The sequence below is a fragment of the Fusicatenibacter sp. genome (genome assembly GCF_050872605.1).
Taxonomy (GTDB): Bacteria; Bacillota; Clostridia; order Lachnospirales; family Lachnospiraceae; genus Fusicatenibacter.
In genome coordinates this window covers 1-9,450 of sequence record NZ_JBNMHD010000064.1, presented here as the reverse complement: position 1 = coordinate 9,450, position 9,450 = coordinate 1, and the positions used below count along the sequence as shown (strand labels likewise).

Below are 9,450 nucleotides of genomic sequence, written 5' to 3'. Positions count from 1 at the left end.
GAACAATCGGAGGATTTGTACCACCAACGGTGGTCTTCCTCCCATGATCAAGCGACAGAGATACTATGATTCTCTACGTATGGTAGCATAGTCCATGATGTCCTTGAGAAAAATGTGTCAACCAATCTTGACAACATCACACTGTAAACACACAGCGGCCGGGGTCTGTCAAAAAAACAGACCCCGGCCGCTGAAAACAGCACGTAAAATAAAGGAGAGATCTTTTTTTGAATACACGTTTTTACAACGCCAAAATTCTCGTACTCGACGCTGAAAACCATTTTTCCATCGCCGAAGACGAACTTCATGTCACCGGCGACACCATCACCTATATCGGACCTGGCAGAAAAGCAGCTCCAGATGCCGCAGAGACCCCTGTCTTCGACCGCGAAATCGACGCCCGCGGCAATCTCCTGATCCCGGGCTTTAAAAACGCACACACGCACACCCCGATGACCTTTCTCCGCTCCTACGCGGACGATCTCCCGCTCCACGAATGGCTCGAGCGTCAGGTCTTCCCGAACGAGGCAAAGCTCGCCGGGGACGACGTTTACTGGCTCAATATCCTCGGCATTATGGAATATCTGACGAGCGGCATCACCTCCAATTTCGACATGTACATCCAGCAGAAAAACAGCATCGCTGCCACGGTCGACACCGGATTCCGCACCGTTCTTACCAGCGGCCTCAACAACTTCGTCGACAGCCCGGAAATTCTCGAAGAGATGTATAACTATGTCAACGAACTTTCCGACCGCACCTCGTATCTGCTCGGTTTCCACGCCGAATATACGACCGGCGGCCCGCTTCTTGAAGCCGTTGCAAAACTCGCCGAAAAATACCATTCCCCTGTCTGGACACACAACGCCGAGACAAAAAGCGAAGTCGAGGGCTGTAAAGAGCGCTGGGGGCTCACCCCGACACAGCTCATGGAAAAACTTGGCATGTTCCAGTACGGAGGCGGCGGCTACCACTGCATCTGGATGGAGGACCGCGATTTCGAAATTTTCCGCGACCGGAAGCTCACCGCTGTCACCAATCCTTCTTCAAACCTGAAGCTTGCCTCCGGCATCTGCCCGCTGAAGCGTTTTTACGATAACGGCATCAACCTCGCCATCGGCACCGACGGGCCTGCCAGCAACAACTGCCTCGATATGTTCCGCGAAATGTTCCTGACCACCGGCCTTTCCAAAGTCCGCGAGATGGACGCCGCAGGAATCCCGGCCGACGCCATTCTCTACATGGCAACCGCAGGCGGTGCACACGCGATGCAGCTTACTGACTGCGACCGTCTCGCTGCCGGCAAAAAGGCCGATCTCGTCATGATTGACCTCCATCAGCCGAACATGCAGCCGGAGAATAATCTGATCAAAAACCTCGTTTACAGCGGCAGCAAACAGAACGTAAAGCTTACCATGGTAAACGGTCAAATCCTCTACGAAAACGGCGAATTCCATATCGGCTTTGACCCGGAAGAAATTTATGCAAGATCCAACGCCATTATCCGAAGAATTTCCGGCTCACATGCCGATAGCTAGTGGATTTCACGCAGTTTTTCCTTTACTTGACATACTTTTTTCTTTTATATTATAATGTTGCCATATACGCAGAAACGCTGTACCCATGAAAGGAGAATACTATTTATGAAAAAGAAAGTAGTTAGCTTACTGCTTGCAGCTGCCATGACAACTGCTGCATTCGCAGGATGCGGTTCCTCCAACGGATCCTCTTCCTCCGATGCATCCAAAGGAACTGATTCTGCCAGCGCAGCATCTTCTTCTGCTTCCACAGACGGAGAGAAAAAAGATTCCGCAGGCGAGAAAATCGCTATGATCACAGACTCCGGAGATATCACCGACGAATCCTTCAACCAGATCACCTGGGAAACTGTATGCGCTTACGGCGATGCAAACGGCGTAGAGTACGAGTACTACAAACCGGCAGAGGACACCGACGAGGAGCGTATCAACTCCATCGATCTTGCAATCTCTGAGGGCGCTACCGTAGTTGTTATGCCTGGTTATCTGTTCGGACCAGCCATCGCAGAAGAGCAGGACACCTATCCGGATGTAACCTTCATCGCAGTTGACGTTACCGAAAGCGACATCGTAAACTTAAACGGTGAAACTGTTGATCTTGGAAAGAACGTATACATCTGCTCCTTCGAAGAAGAGCAGGCCGGCTACCTGGCTGGATACGCTGCAGTAAAAGACGGTTACACAAGCCTTGGCTTCCTTGGCGGTATCGCTGTTCCGGCCGTTATCCGTTTCGGTTACGGTTATGTACAGGGCATCAACGCTGCTGCTGAAGAAGACGGCGTAGATGTAAACGTAAAATATTACTATGGCGGCCAGTTCTACGGCGATGACTCCATCACCGCCCGTATGGAGGGCTGGTATGCAGACGGAACACAGGTTGTATTCGCCTGCGGCGGCGGTATCTGGACATCTGCTCTGGATGCAGCTGAGACACACGATGGAAAAGTTATTGGTGTAGACGTTGACCAGCGCTCCAAAATCGGCGAGCGCTGCCTGACTTCCGCTATGAAAGGTCTTCCAAGTGCCATCAACAACGCTCTGGATTCCTACTTCAGCGGAAACTTCTCTGAACTTGGCGGAACTGCTCAGCAGCTTGGACTGAAAGACGGAGATTACATCGGCCTTCCTACCGATTCCGAATCCTGGGGATTCACAACCTTCACACAGGATCAGTATGAAACTGTACTGGCTGGTATCCGCGATGGTTCCATCGAAATCTCCAGCGATACAGAAAATCAGCCGGAAGTAGGTTCTCACGTAACCGTTGATTATATCAGCTAATGTGCATACTGTTTCTGTAACAATATGTCTTTTGGGGAAGAGAATATTATTTCTCTTCCCCTTTTTTTCTACCACGCAAAATGCTATACTAGGCATAATGAAAGCCCGCAGTTCTGCCCTGTTTTCCATACCTTCGGCAGTCCTGCAAAACCACGCTTGAAAGGGAATATGTATATGGAAAATAAGTACATTATTGAGATGTTGAACATCACCAAAGAATTCCCGGGTATCAAGGCGAACGACAACATTACGTTACAGCTCAAAAAGGGAGAAATCCATGCTCTGCTTGGAGAAAACGGTGCAGGAAAATCAACCCTGATGAGTATTCTTTTTGGTCTGTATCAGCCTACCTCCGGAATCATCAAGAAGAATGGGCAGGAAGTCCATATCAACACGCCGAACGACGCCAACGATCTCAACATCGGTATGGTGCACCAGCACTTTAAGCTGGTCGAATGTTTCTCGGTTCTCGACAACATCATCCTCGGCGTAGAGCCGACCAAAGGCCTTTTCCTCGAGAAAAAGAATGCCCGTGCAAAAGTCATGGAGCTGAGCGAAAAATACGGTCTGATGGTCGATCCGGACGCTCTGATCTCAGATATCACCGTCGGTATGCAGCAGCGTACCGAAATTCTGAAAATGCTCTACCGTGACAACGAAGTCCTGATCTTCGACGAGCCGACCGCGGTTCTGACGCCGCAGGAAATCGACGAGCTGATGAAGATCATGAAGAACCTGGCAAAAGAAGGAAAATCCATCCTCTTCATCACCCATAAACTCAACGAGATCATGGAAGTTGCCGACCGCTGTACGATTCTCCGCAAAGGAAAATACATCGGAACCGTCAACATCAGCGAAACTTCCAAAGAAGAACTCTCCCGCATGATGGTCGGAAGAAACGTCAGCTTCTCCGTCAGCAAAAAGCCATCCAAGCCGGGCGACACCGTTCTGAAAGTGGAGCACATGACCGTACCGAGCAAGGTGCACGGAAACAATGCCGTCAAAGATGTCTCCTTTAATGTAAGAAAAGGCGAGATTGTCTGCATCGCAGGTATCGACGGAAACGGCCAGTCTGAGTTCGTTCAGGGCCTCACGGGACTGGAAAAAGTATCCGGCGGTAAAATTCTGTTCAACGGACAGGACATCACGAAAGCTTCCATCCGCGACCGCTCCAAGATGGGCATGAGCCACATCCCGGAGGACCGCCACAAACACGGCCTCGTGCTGGATTACTCCATCGAGCAGAACATGGTGCTGCAGCGTTACTGGCAGCCGGAATTTGAATCCTTCGGCTTTATCAAATCGAAAGCTGTCCGCGAATACTCCGAGCGCCTGATCGAGCAGTACGATGTCCGCAGCGGCCAGGGTCCCGTGACCATCACCAGAAGCATGTCCGGCGGAAACCAGCAGAAAGCGATCATCGCGCGTGAGATCGACAAAGATCCTGATCTTCTCGTTGCGGTACAGCCGACCCGTGGTCTTGATGTCGGAGCCATCGAATACATTCACAGCCAGCTCGTTGCACAGCGCGACAAGGGAAAAGCCGTTCTTCTGGTTTCTCTGGAACTGGATGAGGTTATGGATGTTTCCGACCGTATTCTTGTTATGTACGAAGGAGAGCTGGTCGGCCAACTGGATCCGAAAACCGTTTCTGTCGAAGAACTCGGTCTCTACATGGCAGGTGCAAAACGGGATCCGGTTCCCGAAGAAGTATAAAAGAGAGGTAAGAAAAGCATGAACGAAAAAACGAAAAACGCTCTTCTGTCCATTGTCGCTTCTCTTGTATGTATTGTGATCGGTCTTCTTGTGGGATTTATCATTTTATACTGCATCAACGCGGAGAACGCAGTGGATGGATTTACTCGAATCATCAAAGGCGGCTTTTACTTAAAGCCGAAGGGAATCGGAAGTGAAATCGCACAGTCCGCTCCCCTGATTATGACCGGACTTTCGGTTGCATTTGCTTTTAAAACAGGTCTGTTCAACATCGGTGCTGCCGGACAGTACACCGTCGGTGTCTTCGGCGCCCTGTATTTTGCCATCATCCTCCACATGCCGTGGTATGTATGCCTTCTGGCTGCCATGGTCTGCGGAGCCATCTGGGGAGCAGTTCCTGGTATCTTCAAAGCATACTTCAACGTAAACGAAGTTATTACTTCCATCATGTTCAACTGGATTGGTCTTTATCTTGTCAATGAGCTGATGTACAACACCATCCCGGGCATGTATGATCAGAAGACCACACGTACTTACAAATTAAGCTCCGCTTCTCCGAAATCCCTGATTCCGGACTGCGGCATGAACTCCATTTTCCGTACCAGTTCCACAACGATTGCGATCTTCATCGCGATTGCGATTGCGGTCATCATCTACATCGTTCTGAACAAAACAACCTTTGGCTATGAGCTGAAAGCCTGCGGTTTCAATAAGGATGCTGCCAAATACGCCGGCATCAATGAGAAGAGAAACGTTGTTCTCTCCATGACCATCGCAGGTGCGCTTGCCGGAATCGGTGCCGGCCTCTACTTCCTCTCCGGTGCATCCGAGTGGAACCCGCAGGTATCGACCGCACTCCCGGCCATCGGATTTAATGGTATCCCGGTTGCGCTTCTTGCACTTAGCAACCCGATCGGCGTTATCTTCGCTGCTCTCTTCGTTGCTCATATTTCTGTCGGCGGTGCTTACCTGCCTACGAAATATTATCAGCCGGAGATCGCGGACCTGATCGTTGCCGTTATCATTTACCTTTGCGCATTCGTTACCCTGTTCAAGGGCATCGTTGCAAACCTGTTCAAGAGTAAAAAAGAGCAGAAAGCAAATGCCAATGCAGACAACGGAAAGGAGGAGAAGAAATAATGTTCCTTTTAATTAAATTTACCTTACTGTACGCCGTTGTTCTGATGCTCGTTGCGATGGGCGGTATGTTCTCCGAGCGAAGCGGTGTCATCAACATCGCGCTGGAAGGAATCATGGCGATCGGCGGCCTTGCCGGTGTCTTCGTCCTGGTTCTGTTCCCGGATCTCCCGGCTCCTGCACTTGTGGCACTTTCCATTCTGGCGAGCGCCGTATCCGGTATGATCTACTCTCTGCTGCTTGGCTTCTCCGCCATCACACTGAAAGCAGACCAGACGATCGGCGGAACCGCACTGAACATGCTGGCTACTGCCATTGCCATCGTCCTGGTAAAAGCATTCAACAACGGCTCGGATGCCGGAAACGGTGCAGCTTCCGCAAAGCTGAACTACACCAACGCCGCTTTCATTTACAAGATCGGACCATTTACCGTGAACATCTTCCTGTTCATCGGCATCATCCTTCTGATCTGCAGCTACGTGTTCCTCTTCAAAACGAAATGGGGACTGCGCCTGCGTGCCTGCGGTGAGCATCCACAGGCAGCCGACTCTGTTGGTATCAACGTATACCAGTGGAGATACACCGGTGTTATCATCTCCGGTGCACTCGGCGGTATCGGCGGATTTGCCTACATCGTTCCGTCCGTTACCACCTGGAACTTCGAAGTCGGCGTAGCCGGTGCCGGATTCCTTGCCCTCGCTGTTATGATCTTCGGTCAGTGGAAACCGTTCCACATTGCCGGAGCAGCCGTATTCTTTGCGGTATTCCGTTCCCTGGCAAACATTGCGGACTCCACCGTCCTCTCCCATCTGGGACTGTCCAAGAACATTTACAGCATGATGCCGTTTATCGCATCCATGATTATTCTCGCCTTCACATCCAAGAATTCCCAGGCTCCGAAAGCCGAAGGTATTCCGTACGATAAGGGCGCAAGATAATATGTAACTATTCAGAGCCATGTGAAATGGAAGAAAAAATTGCGAATCATGCTTGCATGAATGAGCGGTTTTTTCTGGAGTTTCATATGGCGAGCAGCCACATCGAGATGCAGCGCAGTGGAATCGAGATGTGGCTCTGAATAGTTACAATTATAAAAGGCAGAGCCGTTAAATCCGAACTGTGTTTTTTCGGCTCTGCCTTTTCTCTACCATTCTAATTTATTTTTCATCGAAGAAAGGAAAAACTTATGCTGAACACCAAATTATTTGACCACACCATCTTAAAAGCGGACGCAACCGAAGCACAGGTTGCAAAGATCTGCGACGAGGCACTTGCACACGATTTTGCTTCTGTCTGCGTCAACCAGTACTACACCAAATTCGTTGCTGAAAAGCTCAAAGGATCTGACGTCAAAGTCTGCACCGTTGTCGGCTTCCCTCTGGGCATGTCCGATACCCGTGTAAAAGCGTTTGAGACCCGTGCAGCCATCGAAGACGGTGCACAGGAGGTTGATATGGTAATCAACGTCGGAGCCCTCAAAGACGGCAAATACGACTTCGTACGCTCCGATATCCAGACCTTAAAAGAAGTATGCGGCAAGGACATCGTTCTGAAAGTCATCATCGAGACCTGCCTTTTAACCGATGAAGAGAAAGTAAAAGCGTGCGAGCTCGCAAAAGAAGCCGGCGCTGACTTCGTAAAAACCTCCACCGGATTTTCTACCGGCGGTGCAAAAGCGGCTGATGTTGCCCTGATGAGAAAAACCGTAGGCCCGGATATGGGCGTAAAAGCTTCCGGCGGAATCCACAACGCAGACGAGGCACAGGCTATGGCAGATGCCGGCGCAAGCCGTCTCGGAACAAGCGCAACACTGGCTATCATCGGATAAAAAGGAGTTTCTTATGGATACGATACTGATAGGAATTGCCGGAGGAACCGGCAGTGGAAAAACGACACTGGCAGATAAGCTGGTAGAAAGTTTTGGACGCGATGAAGTGAGTATTCTGCGCCATGACAACTATTACAAACGCCATGATGATATTCCTTTTGAGGAGCGTACCAAATTAAATTACGATCATCCCGATGCCTTTGATACCGACTTGTTATGCCAGCACATTCTCGAGCTGAAAGCCGGAAAATCCATCGAGATGCCGGTTTACGATTATGCCATGCATAACCGCTCGGATAAAACGATTCTGGTCCATCCTGCCCCGGTTATCGTGCTCGAGGGCATTCTCCTCTTCGTTGAGAAGGATCTCTGCGATCTGATGGACATCAAAGTCTTTGTCGATACCGATGCGGACGTGCGGATTCTCCGCCGGATCCTGCGCGATGTAAAGGAGCGCGGCCGTTCCCTGGACAGCGTTGTGACGCAGTACCTGACGACCGTAAAACCGATGCACGAGCAGTTCGTAGAGCCGAGCAAGCGCCGTGCCGACGTGATCATCCCGGAGGGCGGACAGAACACCGTTGCTCTTGAAATGCTGATCGAGCGGGTGCGTAAGCATCTGAATCTGGTGCAGAACCAGTAAACATCCGTTTATCGTTATAAAAATCCGTAAAAAAGAGCGAGGACTGAATTTTCTCTTTTCAGTCCTCGCTCTTTTTATTTTTCCCTTACAGATGTTCCAGCATTCCCTGCAGCCAGATCTGGCCTTTGAAACGTCTTCCCACTTCCGGTACTCCAAATAAATCCTTTTCGTTGATACAGATGTCTATCGGCACATCGTTGCAGATCAGACCGAGCTCATACACCCGCTCGCCCGTTACCGCGTTCTTCGTTGTATTCATCTCCGTAATTTCACCCATCACGCTGTACTGGTCACATTCGAGACCGCTCGGCATGAAAAAGCTATCTACAATAGAAAAGACATCTTCCTTCGTCAGACGCTGGGAAATCATGGCATATGTGTCAATATCATCCATGGTGAGACTTTCCATCGCATCCTCATCCCCGTTTCTGGCAGCCGAGATCAGTGAATTCTTCTGCTGCGTGCTGCGGCGCTCCTTCTCCACCTGTTCCGGGTCTTTCTGGATCGGAAGCAGAATTGTTCCTTCCGCTGCAAGACCGGAGACAGAAAGCGGGAGCGGAAGCGGTTGCAGCGCATTTTTTTGTTTCATCTCAAGATATTCCGCTGCATGCGTCAGATAAAAGATCATCGTAATGCCAAGCCGCATATCGTCGCAGGCGCCTGCAAACGATTCCTTATCGACGTGGCGCTCCACCGATACCTCCTCGTAGGAGCTGATCTGCCCGCCCTCGAAATAGGGATAATAATATTCCATCTGGAAACGGTTGTTCTCATCAATTTCCCCACAGACCGTGATACCACAGTCATAGGCATATTCTTTCGAAAATTCAGCAAAAAGGTGGTGTTCTTCTGTTTCCACAATCTTTTTACGGTCGTAGTTTTCTACTACATCACGAAGAATCTCCTGGAGTTCCTTCGTCGTCTTGATCTTTGAAAATCCAATGGTTTTCAGGTAAGCGTGCATAAGAACACCTCCTCTCATTCCTTTGTATTTCTTATGCGATTAGTGTTTCGGAACCAGTTTCTCTTTTCCGCCCATGTACATACGAAGAACTTCCGGAATGCTTACAGTTCCGTCTGCGTTCAGGTTGTTCTCCAGGAATGCGATCAGCATACGCGGCGGAGCAACTACGGTATTGTTCAGGGTATGTGCCAGGTATTTCTTTCCGTCCTCGCCGTTGACACGGATTTTCAGACGTCTTGCCTGTGCATCACCAAGGTTGGAGCAGCTTCCTACCTCGAAGTATTTCTTCTGACGCGGAGACCATGCCTCAACATCGACCGATTTTACTTTCAGGTCAGCCAGG

General features: G+C 50.1%; 9 protein-coding genes. 7 read left to right on the top strand and 2 right to left on the bottom strand.

Going from position 1 to position 9,450, the window contains the following annotated elements; translation table 11 throughout:
* Positions 1 to 227 precede the first annotated feature (227 nt).
* The 7 genes from ACY2VT_RS13680 to udk all read left to right on the top strand — a co-directional run bounded on the left by ACY2VT_RS13680 (position 228) and on the right by udk (position 8,143).
* Positions 228 to 1,538: an amidohydrolase family protein gene (locus ACY2VT_RS13680; protein WP_461880261.1), complete on the top strand. Its 1,311-nt coding sequence runs from the start codon at positions 228 to 230 to the stop codon at positions 1,536 to 1,538.
* Positions 1,539 to 1,643: 105 nt separating this feature from the next.
* Positions 1,644 to 2,819 (top strand): BMP family lipoprotein, encoded by a 1,176-nt coding sequence (locus ACY2VT_RS13675; protein WP_461880260.1) that lies wholly within the window; start codon positions 1,644 to 1,646, stop codon positions 2,817 to 2,819.
* Between the two features lie 168 nt (positions 2,820 to 2,987).
* On the top strand, positions 2,988 to 4,535 hold the full coding sequence (locus ACY2VT_RS13670) for an ABC transporter ATP-binding protein (RefSeq protein WP_461880259.1): 1,548 nt from the start codon (positions 2,988 to 2,990) through the stop codon (positions 4,533 to 4,535).
* An 18-nt stretch (positions 4,536 to 4,553) separates the two neighbouring features.
* Positions 4,554 to 5,675 (top strand): ABC transporter permease, encoded by a 1,122-nt coding sequence (locus tag ACY2VT_RS13665; RefSeq protein WP_022461586.1) that lies wholly within the window; start codon positions 4,554 to 4,556, stop codon positions 5,673 to 5,675.
* Positions 5,675 to 6,610 carry an ABC transporter permease gene (locus ACY2VT_RS13660; RefSeq protein ID WP_022461587.1) on the top strand — a complete coding sequence of 312 codons (936 nt, stop codon included), beginning with the start codon at positions 5,675 to 5,677 and terminating at the stop codon, positions 6,608 to 6,610. Before ACY2VT_RS13665 ends, ACY2VT_RS13660 begins: the two co-directional genes overlap by 1 nt.
* A 248-nt stretch (positions 6,611 to 6,858) precedes the next feature.
* Entirely contained in the window at positions 6,859 to 7,500 is a 642-nt protein-coding gene (deoC, locus tag ACY2VT_RS13655; RefSeq protein WP_461874769.1) for a deoxyribose-phosphate aldolase, read from the top strand.
* Between the two features lie 13 nt (positions 7,501 to 7,513).
* The gene (udk, locus tag ACY2VT_RS13650) at positions 7,514 to 8,143 is read left to right on the top strand and encodes a uridine kinase (RefSeq protein ID WP_461880258.1); all 630 of its coding nucleotides are present in this window, start codon (positions 7,514 to 7,516) and stop codon (positions 8,141 to 8,143) included.
* Between the two features lie 85 nt (positions 8,144 to 8,228).
* On the opposite strand, the gene ACY2VT_RS13645 is transcribed toward udk, so the two are convergent.
* Together ACY2VT_RS13645 and ACY2VT_RS13640 are read right to left on the bottom strand one after the other, a co-directional pair.
* Entirely contained in the window at positions 8,229 to 9,107 is an 879-nt protein-coding gene (locus ACY2VT_RS13645) for a DUF3881 family protein (RefSeq protein WP_461874765.1), read from the bottom strand.
* A gap of 39 nt (positions 9,108 to 9,146) precedes the next feature.
* Positions 9,147 to 9,450 (bottom strand): aminoacyl--tRNA ligase-related protein (locus ACY2VT_RS13640; protein ID WP_461880257.1); only part of this gene is annotated, 304 nt, incomplete at its 5' end.

Bases quoted from the DNA above. Each gene is read 5' to 3' on its own strand.
- ACY2VT_RS13675 (WP_461880260.1), top strand. From the start codon at position 1,644: ATGAAAAAGAAAGTAGTTAGCTTACTGCTTGCAGCTGCCATGACAACT.
- ACY2VT_RS13670 (WP_461880259.1), top strand. From the start codon at position 2,988: ATGTATATGGAAAATAAGTACATTATTGAGATGTTGAACATCACCAAA.
- ACY2VT_RS13665 (WP_022461586.1), top strand. From the start codon at position 4,554: ATGAACGAAAAAACGAAAAACGCTCTTCTGTCCATTGTCGCTTCTCTT.
- ACY2VT_RS13660 (WP_022461587.1), top strand. From the start codon at position 5,675: ATGTTCCTTTTAATTAAATTTACCTTACTGTACGCCGTTGTTCTGATG.
- deoC (WP_461874769.1), top strand. From the start codon at position 6,859: ATGCTGAACACCAAATTATTTGACCACACCATCTTAAAAGCGGACGCA.
- udk (WP_461880258.1), top strand. From the start codon at position 7,514: ATGGATACGATACTGATAGGAATTGCCGGAGGAACCGGCAGTGGAAAA.
- ACY2VT_RS13645 (WP_461874765.1), bottom strand. From the start codon at position 9,107: ATGCACGCTTACCTGAAAACCATTGGATTTTCAAAGATCAAGACGACG.